Raw genomic sequence first — 20,317 nt, 5'->3', positions numbered from 1 at the left:
TTAAAATAGAAAGGTCAAACCAACATAGCCCTGGAATCCGCGTTCCTCGTATCCTTGCCAGAGTTGATAGTTTTCATTTAGTAAATTAACAAGTTTGCCGTATACACCGAATTGATCGGTTAAAGATAACTCAAAACGTCCGCCAATCAACAAGTAAGAATCTAAGTTTGCACCATTATGATCTTGCCTGCCGCCTGCAAATTCTCCCCATCCCTCCAGCAGGAGACTATCTTTAGGACGAAAAGACAATGCCGCATTTATTCCAACTGTTTCTGTATAAGGAATTCGATCATCATTCGAAAGTGTTGGAATTTGCCAATAACCATCGGCACTGAACCAAAGCACATCAGGCTTCAAATCCTGGGTAAATGCTCCGTAAACTTTGAAAATCGTGGCATCCCGGAATTCTGCAGAATAATAACCGGCATCAATGTCTGCTATCCCCATCGGTTGGGTTTCACGGCTATAATAAAGATAATTTCTTATATCCTGAAAAGAAGCTCCACTTACAATCTTGGTTCCATAAAATGGCTCCATTTCCAGTTCTCCAAGCGCCTGCATTTCATATTGATGCTCTATCGTAGAATTTACATTAAAAAACCGATTTTCGCTTCGGAGTTCTGAATAGGTTTTATACGAGGGAGCAGCAGACAGTTCTGCATTAATCTCCAGTCCCCGAAACAAGGTATGCTTAATTTGTGCTTTTGGGGCAAAATAAACAGTGAAATCATTCAGATCATCGGTTACTGCACTTGCCCCAATGCTTACCTGAACATCCGTCTTATAGTTAAAAAGACGTTCGTAGTTTGCAGAAAGAGTACTTACAGACCATGTATAGCTATCTGAAAAAAGAGGACTTGTTGAACCAACTTCGGCATCAAGATTTAAAGAATGAATTTCATAGAGATGATTTCCAAGCCGTGAATATGCAGCCTCAATAGCACCTCCCGCCTCCATAGCTGTTTCCTCAAAGGCACTCAAGCCGGATGTGGTAGAATACTCATCAAAAAAACCACTTGCTGAGATATTCGTTCCTGTCAGAGATGTAGATGCAACATCAACATCAGCCGAGCCATTAAAGCCAAGTCGTGTGATTTTTGTGTTCGTATTCAGCAGATCTTCAATGTTCGAATCTAATTGTAACTGGTGATTAAAATCAGAGATCGCCCCGGCTCTCAAAATCAGGTTGGTCCGTTCAGAAAGGCGATTGAAAGACTTTAGTGTGGCATCTGCAAACCTGTACGAAGTGTTCACCGATTCATCGTGTCCGTCGGATGATGTAAAATGGAGGTCCGTTGAAATCCAGTTACTCTCACTGAGTTTTGCGGTTGCAAATGCATCCACTTCCGGGGTGATATAGTTACCCACACCGGCTCGAATAAATGCATTTTTAGGCGACGCATAATCGAGCATATCATACTCCGGAGGATCCGGCCGGCTTAGCTGGTCTATTGGCAAGTTAGCAACAACAGTCTCCTCATCTTCAATAAACGGCATGCGATTGGGATCAACCTGGAAAACCCGGGGACGGGGATTAAATCCCAAAATAGGTTGACGCCGCAAGCCCGGAAACTGCGCCTGAAACTGGCTTCGAATTTCAATATCCTGCGGGTTGATCTCCGGCAGCAATGACTGATCTTGATCATTCTGGGTTTGCTGAGCAAAAACCTGACTACAGCTTAACAGAGAGCTTAATAAAACGATTCCAATGATAATGCCTTTCTGCATAGTTGAGATGATTCTATAGGCTTTAATACAATATTGCTGCAAATACGAGCTCATTGAATATATAACTTTTAAAGATACGATTTGTTCGGGGAAAATTTAACAAGTATCCACTTCAGACGTTTATAAGTGTATAACAGTTTATCCTCGTCAGGTAATTTAAACAAGTATCCGTATCAAGCATTTTTAAGTGTGTAATACTTATCCCACCACAAAGAGAGTGGCCCGATTAACAAGACCGATAAAATTGTTGCTGCATGAGTAACTGTAGCATATGTAAGTGCTTCAACTAAAGGTATTTCATACAAAAGGTGTAAACTTTGCTGAATAAACAGGTGGTACGATCCCACTGCACCTGGCGTAGGTACACTCACTCCAATCGTTGAAACAACAGTAATTACAATACCATCGCTGAATGTAAGTCCATAGGCTTCTTGCATGCTCATCATATAAAACGGCAAATAGGTCATTAAAATATAACCGATCCAAATACCTGCTGTGTATAATAAAAATGCAGGCCAATGCTGGATTCGCCGGAGCGATATCATCCCTTCACCAAAAGATTTTGCTGCTGCTATAATCTTTTCAAGTACCGGGTTTTCTATGATCTTTTGCTGATCCAGGAAAATCATAAATTTGTAAAACAGAACCATGCCAATTCCAATGACAATAAATACAATGGGAATCCAGATATATTGTTCCCACGACCAGTTTTCTACACCAAACACGGTTTGAAGGATTTCAAAATCGCTGACAAGCAGAAATGATATCACCAGGATTAAAAAAAACATCGTCAAAAGATCAAAAAAACGTTCCGCTACAATTGTACCAATCAGGTTTCCGCTGCTTATGCCCTCTTTCCTGGCCACATACACCGGCCTCGAAATTTCACCTAATCGCGGTACAAACGTATTCACAACATACCCAAGCATCACACCTGCAAACAGGGTTGACCGGTTTATTTTATGCCCGTGATCCACAAGGAGTAACCGCCAGCGTTCTGCCCTCAGGTAATGGCTCAAAATCAACGTTATCACAAAAAAGGGGAGCCAGTAGAAGGTTACACCGGAAATTTTATCCCATAATTCGGCAAACTCAACATTTCGAAAAGCCAGCCACAGAAAGAGTCCGCCTATCAGTATGGAACCGGTAATTTTAAGCAGCTTAGATTTCATCAGGAATCGTGGCGTAAATCGATCTCCTCTGCATCCTCGGGATACTGAAATTGAAATATCTCAGGAGTTTTTGGGATAAATTCTCCCTGGTTGAATGTAGTAATCAGCTCATTTTCCACCTGATCGATCGCAACAATTCGGGTTGGTATTCCGGATGGATTCAAAAAGATAGACACGCGCATAAAAATAGAGAAGGGATCATCTGATGTTAATTCTATAACAGTTTCATTCTCTTTTTTATGCTCTTCAACCGAGTACGAATCATCCACACCCTGAAGCATTCTTGAGGGAGCAAAATCGTCTTCCTCCTCAATATAATCACTGGTAATTACCCTGTTCTTTGTACTGTCGTACACTTTTGAAATTTCGCCGTCCACCAGCATAATGCTTTCACCACTGCGCATTTTATACTGCTCCTTGCCTACCCAGATGGCACCTTCTGTTACTTGCTGATCTCCCGTAAATGTATCGTTGTATTCGTGTACAAAGTTGGATTTGAATACAAGTTCATTCTCAAATTTTTGCTTCAACTGATCGAACTGAGGTGTACCCTGTGCAAATCCAATAGCTGGAGCCAGGACAAAAATCAGCAGGAGAATTGTCGGTTTAAATGCCAAGTTCATCAAATATCTCATCCAGTTCCTCTTCTTCAGAAATTTTTACGTCGCGTGCAGTACTTCCCTGAAACGGCCCGACTACCTCGGCATTGTATAACTGATCAATAATTCTGCCGGCTCTGTTGTAACCGATCTTTAATTTACGCTGCAGAAGCGATACGGAGCCCTGCTGATGCAGAACCACAAGTTTGGCAGCCTCCTTGAAAAGCTCATCAATCTCATCCAGAGGATCGGGAATTCCGGGTTCCTCTTCCTCGATAACCGGCAGGTGAAATGGTTTTTTATACCCTTTCTGATTTCCGATATAAGAGGTGATTTTCTCAACCTCTGTCGTTGAAACATACGCATTCTGAATTCGGGTCATCCCCGCTCCGTTTGAGAACAGCATATCACCGCTACCCACAAGCTGATCGGCACCCCCTGTGTCGAGAATTGTACGCGAATCCACTTTTGAAGCTACCTGGTATGCCATTCGCGCCGGGAAATTTGCTTTAATCGTTCCCGTAATTACATTCACTGACGGTCGCTGTGTTGCAACTACAAGATGTATTCCAACAGCCCTGGCAAGCTGTGCAATTCGGGCAATAGGCTCTTCAATCTGCTTGCCGGCGGTCATCATCAAATCGGCCAGTTCATCAATCACAACCACAATATACGGCAGGTGGCGGTGCCCGAGATCCTCTTCAAGTTCGCCGTTATCAAATTTTTCATTGTACGCTTTTATGTCGCGAACCATCGCCATTTTCATTAGATCATAGCGCTCGTCCATCTCTTTGGTAATACTTTGCAGAGTTTCGAGAGCTGTATCTGTATCTGTGATAATAGGTTCCTCTGTGCCCGGCAGAAAAGCCAAAAAATGATTTTGAATATTTCTATACAGCGAAAGCTCGATTTTCTTCGGATCTATCAGAACAAATTTCAGATCATCCGGGTGACATTTATAAAGCAGACAGGTGATAATAGTATTAATTCCCACCGTTTTACCCGATCCCGTGGCACCGGCTATCAATAAGTGAGGCATTTTATTGAGGTCGACCATAAATACTTCATTCTCAATTGTTTTACCCAAAGCAATTGGAAGTGCATAATTGGTCTCTACAAATTTCTTGGTGTTCAGAACGGTTTTTATAAAAACCGTCTCGCGAGTTTTATTCGGTACTTCAATACCAACTGCCGAACGTCCAGGTATGGGCGCCATAATCCGCAAACCGTGGGCGGCTGTTGCCATCTTCAGATCGTTCGCATAACTCTGAATCTTGCTGATTTTTACATCAGGGGCCGGCTCAATTTCATACAGTGTAACTGTTGGCCCCACAATAGCATTGATACTCAGAATCTCAATTTTGTGCCGCTTCAGTTTCTCGAGAATAATTTTTTTGTTGATTTTGATCTCCTCGAGATCCACATCATTTCCCTCATTCGGGGGAGAATCCAACAGATCAACCTGCGGAAATTTATATTTGATAACGGGAACTTCCTTAGCCTTCTGCTTATTTTTTCGATCCAGCTCTTTTTCATTCGCTTCTTCATCCCCCTCCCCAACAATCACCGAGATCTCTACATCGTCGTCTTCAGATTTTGGATCAACTTCTGAATCTGTGGCTCGTTCAAGAACGGCTCTGGGTGGTTTGCCTTCAAGATCTGCACTCTCTTTCTTGCGTTCCAGTTCTCGTTTGCGGTCAGCCTCCTGCGATTGTTCAACAATCTCATCAATCGTCCGCTCCCGCCGCTCTTCTTCTCTCTGAATTGAAGAATTTCTCTTCTGAACTTCTTCAGCCTTCCGCCGCCGTTCTGCTTTCGTTTGAGGTTTTGGAGAGCTTTGAACTTGAGTCTGCGGACTTTTTTCTTTTTTTGATTTTAAGCGATTTAAAAAATTGAAGGAAAAGTTGGGCGACCAACCCTGAATCCGATCAATGCTTTTCTGAATATCGCGATCAATCAGGATAAAAAGGGAGACAAACAAAAGGACAAACAGGATGATGATGGACCCGATTCCAGTCAGATTTTGAAGCACACTTGAAAAATAGATTCCCGAGTTTCCGCTCCATGCTGTAGAATATGCCTCATATCGGGTATAAAACCAGCCTACCGTTGTTGATATGAGAAATATCATCCATAACCCATAGGTAACAGGCCAGGCCATATCTTTTACTTGTTGCTGTCTCAGAACTATCCAGCCAATTGAAAAAATAATGACCGGGATTAAAATGCTTACATAACCAAAAAGCGTGTTTACAAAAAAGTAAGATATGTAAGCTCCAAATACCCCCAGCCAGTTATTCACGCGCAGTGCCGCCCCCTGGTCCACCTGAAGTAAACTATCATAGGAAAGCGATTGCACGATGGCGTAGTCGTCCGGGTGATAGGATGCAATACTGAGCAGCAGAAGCACAGAAATTGCCATAATCAGGATTCCGGTTATTTCCATTTTCCGGGAATAATCGAAACCTTTAAACAACGTATTTGAACCTTTTTTAGCCATCTGTAAGGGTAATCATCCCCTCTTTAAGTCGCGGAAGCATATCAGTTATATCAACCTGGCAACAATAATCAATATCACTTGTGCCAATGATATCCTTAAGCCGCATTGCATGATTTGATTGGTGAATTACTGTTGATATATCATCACCATATTTATCATATAAACCAAATGCAACTTTTGCACCATCCCTGGAGTCGTTTGTTAAATTGCCATCGCCCAGCAGATGTATAATATTGCCAGCCAGCAGCATATCTTCAAACGCCAATCTACCTTTCCAGCCGGCACACACCAAAACAACATCGTTTTCCTGGGTTTTCAACTCTTCAACAATAGCCCCCACGTTCAGAAAAGAGGCTATAAAGGTCTTAGAAGAGCCAAGAGATTTTTTAATTGCTTTTGTACCATTTGTGGTATTAAAAATAAGATTCTTGCCTTCCACAATCTCCCTGGTGTACTCGAGGGGTGAATTGCCAAGATCATATCCTTCAATTTTCTCACCATCTTTTTCTCCGCATAGCAGGTAATTGTCGGAATCTACATTTTGTGCAATCTTACTTGCTTCGCCCATATCTCCCACAGGAATTATGGCTTTGGCACCATTCATAAAAGCCGATACAATAGTAGAAGATGCCCGGAGTACATCAATAATGACAACTGTTTTATCTCTCAACTCATCTTCCTGAAATGAGTGTAAAGAGTAGAATACATCTAATTTTTTTAGATCAACCATCTGCAATATTTCTTATTTATCTATTTAAAAAAGGAGGTTTAACGACGAGAGCCGGCACCTGATCTTTCCTGATCTTTATGAATATTTTTTCGCTTTCTACAGCTTTTTCTGTTTCTATGTACCCCATTCCTATCCCTTTATCTAAAGAGATGGAAAGTGTTCCACTTGTTACAGAACCGATTTTTGAGCCAAAATTATCTCGAATTTCATAACCGGCCCGGGGTATTTTTCTATCCTCCTGTAGTTCAAAGCCCATCAGTTTTCGGGGAACTCCCTCCCTTTTCTGCTTTAACAAACGTTCTTTACCGATAAAATCTCCTTTATCAAATTTAGTCAACCAGCTCATTCTTGCCTCTATTGGAGTTGTATCCTTACTGATATCATTTCCATATAAAGCATATCCCATCTCCAGCCTCAGGGTATCTCTGGCTCCCAGGCCTGCCGGTTCTATATCAAACTCTTCACCAGCATCTAAAATTTCGTTCCAGACTTTTTTAATATCAGCTTTCCCGGTATCTATATACAATTCAAAACCTTTTTCGCCGGTATAACCGGTTGATGAAATAATTATCCCCTCTTCACCGGCAACTGTACCTTCTTCAAATGTGTAGAATCGTATCGAACCTGCATCGGTACCGGTTAGTTTTTGCAAAATATCAACAGATTTCGGGCCTTGAAGTGCAATCAATCCTAACTCCTCCGACCGATCCTGTACGTCAGCCTCCGTTTTATTCTGGCTCTGAATCCATTCAAAATCTTTATCAATATTCGAGGCATTCACAACCAACATATATTTTTCATCCTCCAGCATATATACCAGCAAGTCGTCAACAATTCCGCCATCCTCGTAACACATGGCAGAATATTGTGCTTTGCCCGGCTTCAACACAGATGCATCATTAATGGTTACTTTTTGAATGAGCGACAGTGCATCTGCGCCGGAAATAAATATCTCGCCCATATGTGATACATCAAAAAGGCCTGCATGTTTCCTAACGGCATTATGCTCCTTTTTTATTCCTGCATATTGAACAGGCATTTCAAATCCGCCAAAATCTGTCATTCTTGCGCCAAGATTCTCATGCTCTGAGTGTAGCGGTGTTTGTTTTAACATTGTTTCGGATTGCATATTTCTGAGAACTCCTATGAAAGTTATTTTAAACTTCTACTGTCTTGTAACCTGTTTCTTTGTTTTAAGAAGCAGAATGAATTCCTGATTCATTATTTCATTCAATTTGTAAAACGTCTCATTTTCTAACGATCTATCTCAAGTTAACCAATCTAAAAATCTTATAACAACTTATTGAAACGAGCGGGTTGAATATACCGTTTAGTTTGCATGTTAATCTACTTATCTTTGAAAGGTAAAAACTTTAAGACTTAAATAGTGTTTCTAAGAAATCGTCAATCTCTGCGTTTCACCCGTTCCAGAAATTCCCGTGCACAAGTTGTACACTACGCTTTTTCGGTGTTCGCGTGTGCTGACATTGATGTTTTCTCAGGACACTTTGATTTTTCTTACAAACAATAAATAAATTTATGTCTATCCACAAAGAAGAGGTAAAGAGTGCTCTCTCCCAGGTATTGCATCCAACCTATAATAAAGACCTGATTACACTGGACTTAATACAGGATCTTGTTACACAGGATAAATATGTGGCTTTTACACTTGAGCTTCCTAAAAAAGACGACCAACTGGCCAATAAGCTTTCGAGTGACTGCGAAACGGCCATTAAAAAATTTATTGACCCGGAAGCCGTGGTTGATATTACCGTTGGCATTAATATTTCAAGACAGCGAGAGCTTGAAGGAGATGACCAAAATGAGCAAAAACAGCAGCAACAGAATGAGCAGCCGATTTTACCCGGTGTAAAAAATGTAATTGCTGTGGCATCCGGCAAAGGCGGTGTGGGTAAATCAACAATCGCTGCTAACCTGGCCGTTGGTATTGCCCAAACGGGTGCAAAAGTGGGATTACTGGATACAGACATTTATGGTCCAAGTATTCCAACAATGTTTGGTGTTTCTGAAAGACCCAACATCACAACGCAAAAAAAGCTTGTACCCATTAAAAAACATGGAGTCCATTTGGTTTCCATGGGATTTTTGGTAGACCCCGATCAGGCGATGATCTGGCGCGGCCCTATGGTAACCAGTGCGGTAAAACAGTTTATGCAGGAAGTGGAGTGGGGAGAACTGGATTATTTGATCCTGGACCTTCCGCCCGGAACGGGAGATATACAGTTAACAATTGTACAAACCGTACCACTGACGGGTGCCGTTGTTGTTTCCACACCACAAAACGTAGCATTGGATGATGCCCGTAAAGGGGTTGCTATGTTTGGCAAAGTAAATGTGCCGGTGTTGGGAATCATCGAAAATATGGCCTACTTCGTGCCGGAAGATATGCCCGAGAAGAAGTACTACATTTTTGGCAAACATGGAGCCCGAAATCTTGCAAAAAAACTGGAGGTTCCGTTTTTAGGCGAAGTACCTCTTCGCGATAATGTTCGAAAAACCAGTGATTCCGGAACTCCCATCGTTGCAGACGATCCGACCTCGGCGTCGGGAATTTGTCTGAAAGAGATCGCCAACCGTGTTCAACAAATACTTGCTGTACGCAAACAGGAACAGGGCGATACGGAGAAAATTGATATTAAAATTCGTCCATAAAGATCTCTGATTTCCTGTAGCATGGCTGAAAATTCACCTCAAAAACAGAATAAATGGAGACGCTCCCTCATAGAGTGGGGAGTTTTGATTTCCATTGTTCTTGTTCTATATCTGACCGGTTTACATACCCAAGTAATCGGTACATTGCAGAGAGGCCTTTTGGCTACCGGGCTCATCAAACCGGATATTCCGGAAGAGATGGCTAATGCTGAATTAGCAAGTCTCGATTTTTATTTCAAAGACCAAACCGGAACTGTACGCTCACTCAGAAATTTTGAGGGAGATCTGATTTTTATGAATGTTTGGGCTACATGGTGTCCGCCGTGTATTGCAGAAATGCCTTCAATAAACTCTTTATATCAGGATTTTAAAGATAATGAGAATATCTCGTTCATTATGGTATCCATGGATGAAGATTTTTCAAAAGCAGAAGAGTTTATGGAAACCAGAGGATATGACTTGCCTATCTATCACTATCAAACAAGGGCTCCGGGAACCTATCAAAGTTCTGCAATTCCAACTACTTATGTCATCTCACCTGAATCTAAAATTGTTTTGGAAAAGCAAGGATTTGCAAAATACGATACAGAAGAGTTCAAAACTTTTTTGAGGAAATTGGCACGGTAAACCTAAAGTCCAACGGTTAAATATAGAGAGGACTTACCCCATTTTTATGATGTAAAATTGTTGTACATGCCTTGTTCTTTTGTCTTGATCCGCCGGTGGTCGGAGATTCTACAAAAGAACGAAAAAATCACCATTTCCACTTGTTAAAGATCTTAAACTACTGTTATTTATTACTTTAAATTACTTAAATTTAAAATTTTGGGGTAACTTATCTTAAATATAGAGGGATGAGATCCACTATTATTTGATTGCAATCATCTAACTGTAGCAGTAGAAAACGAATAGCATAAATAAAAAAAGAACCGGAACACATCTTTATAACTTTTCGGTTTGAAAGAGTTATGAAAGCGAAGCCGCGGCAATTTTTCGGCTTCAACGCCAATCCCGCCGTAGCGTTCTTAGCATCTGTGCTCATTTGTAATTAGCACAATTCCGCAACATTTGTCAATACCCGTGGGTAATTATTTTTCCACAACTTTTCCACCGGGATATCCACATTTTTTGTGGATAACTTCCGGGTTAGCTTATCTCACATACATCAACTTACCGGATTTTGCCACTCCGTTCACCACTATCCGGTAGATATAAATTCCACTGGAGAGTCCGCTCATATCGATAGATTCGGCATATCTGTTTGCGTTAAGATTGGCATCCACAATGGGTTGTAAATGCTGCCCAGACATTGTAAATAAGTCGAGCTTAACGTGAGAGTTCTCCGAAATGGCAAACTCTATAATCGGCATAGCTGCATTGTAAGAGTTGTTCACCACAAAGGGATTCGGGTAGCTTTGATTCAGCTCCACCACCTGGCCTGACTTCAGGGATTCGCCCTGTAAAGAGATTACAAACGGTGAGGGCAGATTGCTTGCGTCGTGAGAAATGGACAGACTCCCCTGGTGCCTGTCATCCTCGTTAGGAATGTAGTTGATAGTAAACTCCTGTGAAGCACCGGGTGTGATAGAAAAGCTGGTGTTCCCTGAGATGGAAAACTGATCACTATTTACCGAAACAGATCCCGTAAGAGTATCTTCGGCATCCTCTCTGTTTGAAATTAAAAGTGTGGCCTGTTCCGTTTCCCCGGAATTCAGTACACCAAAGTTCAGATTTGTTTGATTCGTCACAAGAATACCGGATTGAATAAAGTCGATACAACCCTCACCGAGCGGCCAACCCATATCACTCAATACGCCACAAAACAGAGGGCCGGGACTATGAACAGCAAATGTTCGGTCGATAAACGGCAACATCAGTGCATTAATAGATTGACGAAATGTTGCCTGATCGAAATGGGAATAGCTGGAACCTTCATCAAAGGGATCGGGAGAGTATAATTTGGCACGGTCGGGGCCCGGCCCGCTTAATGTTCTGTTTGCATCCTGACCATCAAAAAAGATACCGCCCCTCTCTCCGGTCAGAGCACTATATAGTTTATTTGAAGGATTTGGATAGGTAGAGGTATTGATCAGTTCATTGAAATCTCCATCAACAGTAAAGCGGTCATAAATAAGGGGATTTACCTCGTTGTTCCCTATACCCCATTCTGCCCTGTTTGTATCGTTATTGCCATCCATACTGCCCAGGAATCCAAGTCCGTGGCCGATCTCATGAAGAACAACCGTCACAAAATCGGACCTGTTTTCAGGCACTTGAGCATCTGTCCCAAAATACCAATCCTCGAAATCGCACTGTACGTTCATTTCAATGTCGTACTCTACATCATCCAGTTGCTCCCGAATGGCCTGGCCTGTTAAGGCACTCAGTTGAGCGAGTGTGTACCATGTATCATCAATAATTGCTGAATTATTGCTGCCTACCTGTACAACCTGTGGTGACCTTGCACTCCCCAATATATTCTCCTCCAACTCTATCCAGCTGGCATTTACTTTAATGGGAACATCAGATGAGATATGCTCCGACCAGATCGACAGGGCGAATTCAAACGCGGTGATAGCTTGCTGCGGCCACTCTTCACCATTGCAAGAACTAAAGTAATCGACCTCAAAGTTCGATTGTGCTTTATTCCTGATCCTCTCTAAAACTTCTTCGTTTGACTGAACAAAAAAGTGAGCGTTGATATTGGTAGACGGCAGTTTACAAACATGCTTTCCAGCGCGGGAATCAATGATTTCGAACTCAACAGCAGGAATACCCTGAGCCTGCAACAGGGTAATAATAAAAACCGGACAAAATAGAATTAGAATAAAAAGTTTCCTGAGCATCTGTTTACAATCTATACTGTTTGTCCGGGATCAATATCTGAGATCTAAAAAAGTTGATACCGAATGTTCGCAATTAATTAGCAATCCTTCAATTTAAAAAACCAAAAGGATTCTTGATGTTACAAGATTTCGTGGTAATCTCAGAATTTTTTCGCTTTTAAACGAACCCGGTTTGTTTTCAGTTTATCAAGTATAAATGAACTACCTCGGGGCAGAGCTTACGAGGTTTCAACTTATAATCCATAATTTTTTAAAAAGTATGAGCTTTTTTGTGAGTGTCCCCCTTCAACCTGTGCAATGAAGCCTTGGCGTAGTTGTAAGAGGGCAATGGGGAATGATCAATCTCCCCTTGAGGGGAGCACGGCTTTAGCCGGGAGGGGTGTAATGCCTCAGAACCAAGGTTTGAATACAAAACGTAGAAAGTCATCCCCCTGCTCGCTCCGCTCGCTTTCCCCCTTCAAAGGGGGACTTTATTTTTTTCCGACCCAGAAGGTTGGGAAATTTAACCACTTTAGATTAATCTGAACTTCTTATATCAATCCACAAAAATCTAAAACCACAACCGATGAATTCAAAAATAAAAAGATCAACACTGTCTAACATTGGCGGACTGATATTCTGGGTTGGAATCTGTTATTTCGTAGCCTGGACGGGAGCACAGGTTTCGCCGGGTATTGCCTCCCCTGAATGGTATAATGCGTTAAACAAACCATCCTGGAATCCACCGGCTTGGATTTTTGGACCGGTCTGGACTACACTATACACATTAATGGGTATTGCTGCATGGCTGGTTTGGAAAAAATTTGGTTTTCAATATGCAAAATCCGCATTGACAGCGTTTCTCATTCAACTGATACTGAATGGTCTTTGGTCTCAACTCTTTTTTGGGCTGAAGGTGCCGGGCTGGGCATTTGGAGAAATATTTCTTTTGCTGGCTGCCATTTTAATAACCACTTATCTGTTCTCAAATAAAGTTAAATTAGCTGCCTGGCTCATGGTTCCTTATCTGTTATGGGTTGGATTTGCAACTGTTCTCAATGGCACCATCTGGTGGATAAATCCCTGACTTATTTGATGATAGCCATCTTTTGGACTTCCATAAAATCCCCCGCTACCATTCGAATAAAATAGGTACCCGAAGCAAATCCGGCTGCCTGTAAACGTTCAAAATAAACACCGGGCTGCCGTTCTTCATCTACTAAAATGGCAACTCGTCTGCCCACTGTATCAAACAGATCAATTGTCACTTCACTGGACTGAGACAGTTGAAACCGTATTGTGGTTGAGGCATTAAACGGGTTTGGGTAGTTCGGCTTAATTGCAGTTTCCTGAACCACCGTTGTAAACTGGCGGGGTGGGCTGAATTCAGTTTCACCGCCCACATTTGTTGCTTTTACACGCCAGTAATAGATGGTAGCGTATTCCAGCGGATCCTCAACAGTTGCTGTTTCTTCGGTGCTTGTCAGTTCGATCAATTGTTCTCTTGGAAAACTCTCGTCTTCAGAAATTTGAATCACATATTCAAAAGCACGAGCACTTTCCTGCCATGAGAGCATTGCCTGAACCGGTACCTGGTTTTCATCTTCTGAGGGTAACTTCAGCGTAACAGGTTCAGGTTTTTCAATAATGGTAGTGAATGAACGCGTATCACTCCAGTCTCCTGCTCCGGCCGCATTCAGTCCGCGAACACGCCAGTAATAGGTCGTTGAAAATTCAAGATTTTGAGTACCGCCAAATCGCGGACGCGTAACCGTTCTGTTAAACGTAAGTGGACTAAAATCTTCGTTTTTCGCAATTTCCAATTCGTACTCCTCAGCCCTGTTCTGTTCCTGCCATGTAAAATTAAAACCCGGACGTAACTGTGTAGCCCCATCTTCTGGTATGCTTAGAAGAATAGCCTCCGGCGGTTCCTGTGCAGTCCTGAATCTGAATTTCCCGCTAAAATTACTATTTCCACCCGGACTAATTGCCTGGACTCTCCAAAAATAGAGGGTATTAAAATCAAGAGTCTGATCTACCTCATAGAAATTATTTGTAACAGTTTCATCAGCTAAAAGATTTGTAAATGAAAAATCTTGAGATAGCTGTAACCTGTACTCTGTAGCTCCCTCAACAAAACTCCAGGCCAGCGTAGGATTTACTGAGTTACCATTCGAGCCGTTAAATGGACTGGTAAGTTCAGGTCTGTCCAAAAATTCAGCCTCCGGCAACAGGTCGATACATGTCTGAGCCAGCGGCCACCCTGTATCCCGGAAAATTCCACAAGTAACCGGACCCGGACTATGTACTGCTAAACCCCGTTCAAGTTGTGGCCTCATCAAAGCATTTGGAGAATTGGTGAAGTATTGTTGGTCCAGATGGGAATAACTTGAGCCCTCGTCAAATGGCTCAGGGGAATATAGTGGTACACGTAAATTCTCGTTCGCAAATTCGGCATCCGTACCGCTAAAATAAACCCCTCCATCTTGTCCCACTAAAGCATCATATAGTTCCCCGGTCTGGCGGGGAAAAACATTCTCGTTGATCAACTGTCTAAAACTTCCGTCTAAAGTAAATTGATCAAATATAAATGGGTAATCCTGTGATCCAAGCCCCCAATCAGCTATTTGAGCAGTGGAATTACCTGTCATGCTTCCGATGAATCCAACACCGTGTCCAATTTCATGTAATAACACCGTAACTGCATCATAGGAATTAGCCGGAGTATTTGCATCCGTACCAAAATACCAATTTGTAAATTCACAGCTCATATTTACTACCACATCGTATTCTACATCGAATTGAGATGCCAAATCTGTCTCAGTAATTGCACTCGCCTGAGCTATCGGGTACCAGGTATTTGAAAGTGTTCCCTCTTCTCCCAGTTCAGCAATGAACGTTGTTGGACTGGCACTGCCTAACACATTTTCACCAAGTGCAAGCCAGTTGGCTTCTATTTTTATTGGAATAGAACTGTTGATATGAGATTCCCATACGCTAACGGCATATTCAAATGCCGTTTTTGCATCTTCAGGCCAAACCTCTCCCTCACAATTACTTTTATAATCAATATTAAATGATGCTGTCTTCTCTGCAGTTGGTAACCCCTTTCTGCGTGAAGGCAGCTCGGGTAAATATTTAAAGTCAGTACTTACATCGGTGGGGTGAAGAATACAGAAATCTGCATAAGACTCCTCGCCAAGTATCATTACATGTTCTGGTTCTATCTGCTGACTGTAGCCAGAATAACTTAGGAAAGTGAGTACGAACAAAAGAATTGGAAACCGAAATGAAGAAAACTGCATAAGTCGAACTAAATTAAATCATGATGCGAGGAATGATCCAAAATACATAATTCATCCAAAAAATATATCTTAAGCGCTTAATTCTTCTTATTGGTTCCCATTTCAAAAAAGATGCTTTTACGAAAACCGATCGGCCAGCCGGTTAATCAGGTAACCACTCTCTTTTAATGCCTGGGAGGCAAAGCTTCCAAAGAAATCTGTAACGGATTCAAACTCTTTAACGAATCCTTTTTTATCATCTTTTTCTACCATCTCCATCAACTTTTTTTGATGATTAAAAAACGACAATAAAAGATCCCGGCGTTCTTTATTTGAGAATACAATGTCGGCATAGAGTTCTGCATCCTGGGCAAAAATACGCCCGGTCATCATGAGTTCTGCTCTGTAGATAGGACTTGAATACTCCAACATTTCCGCCGGGTTCAAATCGTATTCTTTCATGAATGATCCGTGAAGCAGTGCTACAAAATGGCGGAGGCCCTGAACCAGGTGCATCACGTGGTCGTGTTTTTCGGGATCCGCTTCTATGATCCTCATTCCCCAGAGTTCACATTGCTCCTTAAACCAGTTTGCCTTCTCAGAATCACGACCGGCACAGAAAACCATCAACTGCTTTGAGAGATTAGGAACATCAGGACCGTGCATAGGGTGAAGCGATATGACCGGACCGTCGTGTGCATCCAGCATCGCTTTTAACGGTTTGGTTTTATTACTGGTAAAATCAGCCAGAATTGTTTCCGGGTTCAGCATTGGCGCTACCCGCTGAATTACATCCTCTGTAATATGAATAGGCACAGTTACAATTACCATGTCGAGCTTGGGAAGTATCTCTTCCAACTGGTACCAGTTTCCCTTGTCGATGCTGTAGGCAACATGGCCACTGCTTTCTGTAAATTTCCTGTAGAGCGAACCCATGCCCCCCTCTCCTCCAATGTAAAGAATATGTTTCGGCTCTGATGTTGACCTGGGAAACGTATCGGCCGACTGAGCTGCACGAGAGGCTGCCATAATCATCCGCAGAAAATCTTCCGCCCAATCGGGGTCTAAGCCTCGCGATTTTGCCTTCTCCCGAAAAACATCCGTTTTTTCATGCTCACGATGAGCCACAAATACCGGGAGCTGCTTTTCAACTTTTCGTTTCAGTACATCCTGCACCACTTCTTTGCGCTGTTGGAGCAGATCCAATATTTGATTGTCGATCTGATCAATCTTCAATCGCTCTTCCTTCAATTCCTTTTTATCAACCATGGTATTCAATCAAACTAACTGCTGAAATTTTTTATGTTATTTCTGATCATGCGCTTACCAGTTAAAAAGTATCTTTATAAAGAACCTGCGAGAGTCCGATAGGTCCTCGCAGAGTTCGACATAATGCCAAGTGACTCTTTCCCATGTGGATCCCTGCACGGCACGATCTATCGCACTCTGAAAGGACACTTTTATTATAGTTTAACCGGTAAACGTGTTCTGATAATTTACTAATCGCTAAAAGTTAAAACTATCTGTGCGATATTGGTAAAAAATATATCTATCCAAGGAGGCTTTGAAATATCCATCTGTCGGTTGTTTTTACCGGCTGATGGGTGTCCCCAACCCGTCAGCCCGCACATACAGCGTGCAGACGGGCAGTAATGCAAAGCCCTCTCCAAAATATTTTAAAAAGGATAAGGATATGGATGTAGGAAGAACCGGATTTAAATTCAGGGGTTGCCAAGGTACCCATCGGACGGAAAAAACAACCGTCTGATGGGGTCTTTAAAAACGCAATTCAAACCTCACCATATATCCAAATCCATCTACTGAACCAATAGGATGCCTCTGCAGATCCCGGTTGAAAAGATTGTTTAACATAAAGACAACTCTCAACCTTTGCTCCCAAAACCATTTGGCAAAAGTGAGATCCATGTTAACCCCGGGCGAAAGTGTGTTGCTGAATCGGTAGAGTTCGAATGGAAATTGAACATTGAAGGAACGGTTCAGCTCACCATCCAGTCTTCTGAATTCATCCCAAACAGCTTCGGTTTGATATTCCAGGTTAAGGCGCATCTCCAGATCAGGATAGGGTTGAAAAACCGACGTATGCCTGATGATATATTCCGGAACAGTTTTCCAGTATCTTCTGTAAGCGGGTGTACCCTCAAGCGTTTCAGTTCTGTAAATTCCAATGGATTGATATAACTTATCTGACCAATCGGCTTCTGTTTTCAATGATACCATTAACCGCTGACCACTATTGCCGGGAAACAGAAAGTATCCGCCCGGAAGTGTACTTAAAAACAGGTAATAGTAAGCATCCTGGAATGGAATATTTAGTTGCTGATGATCGAAATAGACAGCCTCAACTGTAGTTTTATACTTTTCTAAAAATTGGAATTGATGCCGATGAGAGAGTTTTATTAACTCTGTGTTTGATATCTCAATCGGTACTAAATTGTAAATATCCAATCGATCCAACAGGTTGTAACCGTCGCTAATCCATTCATCTACGGGATTGGCGGTTTCAGGTAGAAGCTCACTGTATGATGCCTCAAAACCCGAACTCCATCCTTCCGTAAATTTAAAATCCAAGAATCCACGAAGCTGCATGGGCCTCTCATCTTCGTGAAAGGTTAGCGCTGTGTAGGATCCAAACGTCATCCAGGGAGTTATTTTTGTGGTTTGATCTAAAAACAGATCCATATATTTCTGCTCATCATCTTCTAAACCACTCGCCTCTGTTTCTACTATTACATATTCTGAACCCAGGTCCATTTCAAATGTATTTGTCTCCAGGTATACAGACGCCCGTCCTGTTTGGCGGGTTTGTTGCCAGTCGAACGATTCTTGCAATCGGTTCCGGCGATAACCAGTGCCTTTCTCCCTATATTGTGCCATCGCACGAATCCCAAATCTGCTGCTTACTGAGATTTCACCCGAAGCCGTCAGTTGATCCATATTCAAATCTGTGGGAATTTCTCTGCCCAAAGGCTGAAAAAAGAGAAACTCTTTGCTCTCCGATTGTATTCCCTGCACCCGAAAATTTAACCGATCCGTTTTAATTCCGGTTTCCAGAAAAGCAAGGTGTGTTGTGGAACGGCCATCCGGCCACTCCGACTCATCGGGAAATCCAATTAAGTTACGAATTCGTGTCTGAACAAAAGGATTTGAGTGGAGGAAAGAGAGCCGTTGCAGATGGCCTTTTGAATACCACGGGCCGAATTTCAGGGAAAACCCCGCATCCATCCAGTGTCCAAACCGATCGATATTGGGAGTTACACTTTCTTGATCAAATATCCACGGACCGGGTTCTTGTGAGTTGTGTCCCAACTGGGTTGATGAATAGATCGACAGACCATCTTTTACAGGATTCGATTCTAATTTCAATAATCCCGAGTGATAGGGTACACCTCCGGATACTCCGGCTCCGTTCAGCGTATTTATTTCAGCTATCTGATTGAGAGGGACCGGCAACATCTGCGGAAAATTCATTCCAAAAAAAGCAGGATCAACCGGAATTCCGTCCAGAAGGTAGTCGGGTTGAGGACCGTAGTAGCCAAAATCACCCGTATTTACTCTGAAAGAGATGCGATCCAGCGAGAAAAAAGTCCAGTCCGAATCCCAGAAAAGATCTTCGGTTCGTACAATCATCTCAGTTTCAATTGAATCTCTGACCCCGGTTTGAATAACCGGTCCGGGTGAGAGTGCATCAACCGATGAATCGGTAAACAGGAACAGCGCTACAAAGAGAACTTTTATGATCATTTGAGAAAGTTCTGCATTCCATCAGAAGTGTTAAAAATAAATGTAAAACCGGCCGTGCCTATCCATTCGGCATACGGAATGTTAAAACGGGTTTGATTAATTGCAGCAGAGGTATAGAACTCTAAACGTTTATTGATTCTGTACTGAATTCTGAACAGCACTTCATAGGAAAATTCACTCTCATACCGGCTGAATCGATATTCATCGCGATAGGTTTTTTGCTCATCGAAAATCATATACCGGCTGCCGAATCGAATGCCCGGTACAATGGACAGGTCTTCCTCACCCGAAACGTAGTGAGTATAATGCCATCCCGCAAAAATGTAGGTGGAGTGAAATCCTGAACCTTCAAATTCAAGTTCATTATAACGGGTATAACGCGCACCAAACTCAAAATTACCAAAATAGTAGGGTGTGCTGAACTCTACCCCAAAACCACCCGTGGGCGACCAACTTTTTTGAATGGTATTTCCGCCTAAAATACCGTTGCCGGTAAGGGTAAATTTCAATTCACTGAAGGCATCCTGGGAATAAGCAGCCTGGCTCATTCCAAAAACTGGAATCGTAAGAACGATGATTAGTAAGATCTTTTTCATAAGCTATAGTAGATATCCAAAAAAGGATATCAAAAACAATACTCAATATGAGAGGGCTTTGCAAAACCGTGGTTATTGGTCAGTCGAGTAGCCAAGGGGAATTTCACCCCAAGGCCCTCGCAGAACCGTACGTGATAGTCTCCCATCATACGGCTCTTGTCATTGAATCGCACTGTGGCGATTTTGCCTTATTTCTGCCAATCTTCCCAGCTTTCACTGGTTGTCGGAAGCTATAAAGCCCAACGACTCAGCCCCTTCACTCCTTCCTGCTTTCACAGGACCTCGTCATTACTACGGGCTGATCCGCCCCGCCTGCCTACCAAGCTTGGGTCTCGCAGGGTTTCTGCTTGCACCCACTTGCACTCCCGGCAGGTCGGTTCCCTTGTTCCGTTGCAAAGCCTGACCCGATGTCCCGCGACCTTAACACCGCCTGCCGTGCAGCCAGTAT

The 20,317-nt window shown here is 42.5% G+C and carries 14 protein-coding genes; 3 read left to right on the top strand and 11 right to left on the bottom strand.

The window, feature by feature from the left end:
- From U5K72_19540 to gcvT, 6 genes are all read right to left on the bottom strand, one after another.
- On the bottom strand, positions 1-1,728 hold the full coding sequence (locus U5K72_19540) for a hypothetical protein (GenBank protein ID MDZ7721023.1): 1,728 nt from the start codon (positions 1,726-1,728) through the stop codon (positions 1-3).
- Between the two features lie 173 nt (positions 1,729-1,901).
- The gene (locus U5K72_19535; GenBank protein MDZ7721022.1) at positions 1,902-2,900 is read right to left on the bottom strand and encodes a lysylphosphatidylglycerol synthase transmembrane domain-containing protein; all 999 of its coding nucleotides are present in this window, start codon (positions 2,898-2,900) and stop codon (positions 1,902-1,904) included.
- Positions 2,900-3,523 (bottom strand): outer membrane lipoprotein carrier protein LolA, encoded by a 624-nt coding sequence (locus U5K72_19530; GenBank protein ID MDZ7721021.1) that lies wholly within the window; start codon positions 3,521-3,523, stop codon positions 2,900-2,902. The genes U5K72_19535 and U5K72_19530 overlap by 1 nt, the downstream gene beginning before the upstream one ends.
- Positions 3,507-5,999, bottom strand: coding sequence for a DNA translocase FtsK (locus tag U5K72_19525; GenBank protein ID MDZ7721020.1), 2,493 nt, complete (start codon positions 5,997-5,999; stop codon positions 3,507-3,509). Before U5K72_19525 ends, U5K72_19530 begins: the two co-directional genes overlap by 17 nt.
- Positions 5,992-6,729 carry a 2-phosphosulfolactate phosphatase gene (locus U5K72_19520; GenBank protein MDZ7721019.1) on the bottom strand — a complete coding sequence of 246 codons (738 nt, stop codon included), beginning with the start codon at positions 6,727-6,729 and terminating at the stop codon, positions 5,992-5,994. The genes U5K72_19525 and U5K72_19520 overlap by 8 nt, the downstream gene beginning before the upstream one ends.
- Positions 6,730-6,745: 16 nt before the next feature.
- Positions 6,746-7,843 (bottom strand): glycine cleavage system aminomethyltransferase GcvT, encoded by a 1,098-nt coding sequence (gene gcvT, locus U5K72_19515; GenBank protein MDZ7721018.1) that lies wholly within the window; start codon positions 7,841-7,843, stop codon positions 6,746-6,748.
- A gap of 425 nt (positions 7,844-8,268) precedes the next feature.
- Between gcvT and U5K72_19510 the strand changes: the two genes are divergently transcribed.
- On the top strand, positions 8,269-9,402 hold the full coding sequence (locus U5K72_19510) for an Mrp/NBP35 family ATP-binding protein (protein ID MDZ7721017.1): 1,134 nt from the start codon (positions 8,269-8,271) through the stop codon (positions 9,400-9,402).
- 21 nt (positions 9,403-9,423) lie between these two features.
- A complete protein-coding gene (locus tag U5K72_19505; protein MDZ7721016.1) occupies positions 9,424-10,029 on the top strand; it encodes a TlpA disulfide reductase family protein in 606 nt (201 codons plus the stop codon).
- A 524-nt stretch (positions 10,030-10,553) separates the two neighbouring features.
- On the opposite strand, the gene U5K72_19500 is transcribed toward U5K72_19505, so the two are convergent.
- A complete protein-coding gene (locus tag U5K72_19500; GenBank protein ID MDZ7721015.1) occupies positions 10,554-12,248 on the bottom strand; it encodes a choice-of-anchor D domain-containing protein in 1,695 nt (564 codons plus the stop codon).
- Positions 12,249-12,813: 565 nt separating this feature from the next.
- Here U5K72_19500 and U5K72_19495 point away from each other — a divergent pair.
- Entirely contained in the window at positions 12,814-13,314 is a 501-nt protein-coding gene (locus U5K72_19495) for a TspO/MBR family protein (GenBank protein ID MDZ7721014.1), read from the top strand.
- Position 13,315: 1 nt separating this feature from the next.
- Here the strand turns inward: U5K72_19495 and U5K72_19490 are convergent, their stop codons facing one another.
- The 4 genes from U5K72_19490 to U5K72_19475 all read right to left on the bottom strand — a co-directional run bounded on the left by U5K72_19490 (position 13,316) and on the right by U5K72_19475 (position 19,869).
- Entirely contained in the window at positions 13,316-15,436 is a 2,121-nt protein-coding gene (locus tag U5K72_19490; protein MDZ7721013.1) for a T9SS type A sorting domain-containing protein, read from the bottom strand.
- 213 nt (positions 15,437-15,649) lie between these two features.
- Positions 15,650-16,780 (bottom strand): bifunctional chorismate mutase/prephenate dehydrogenase, encoded by a 1,131-nt coding sequence (gene tyrA, locus U5K72_19485; GenBank protein MDZ7721012.1) that lies wholly within the window; start codon positions 16,778-16,780, stop codon positions 15,650-15,652.
- Between the two features lie 507 nt (positions 16,781-17,287).
- Entirely contained in the window at positions 17,288-19,273 is a 1,986-nt protein-coding gene (locus U5K72_19480; GenBank protein MDZ7721011.1) for a hypothetical protein, read from the bottom strand.
- Positions 19,270-19,869 carry a hypothetical protein gene (locus U5K72_19475; GenBank protein ID MDZ7721010.1) on the bottom strand — a complete coding sequence of 200 codons (600 nt, stop codon included), beginning with the start codon at positions 19,867-19,869 and terminating at the stop codon, positions 19,270-19,272. Before U5K72_19475 ends, U5K72_19480 begins: the two co-directional genes overlap by 4 nt.
- Between the last annotated feature and the right edge of the window lie 448 nt (positions 19,870-20,317).

Source organism: Balneolaceae bacterium (genome assembly GCA_034521495.1).
Lineage (GTDB): Bacteria > Bacteroidota > Rhodothermia > Balneolales > Balneolaceae > Rhodohalobacter.
The sequence above is the reverse complement of the archived record's forward strand: the minus strand, read 5'-3'. Positions and strand labels throughout refer to the sequence as shown.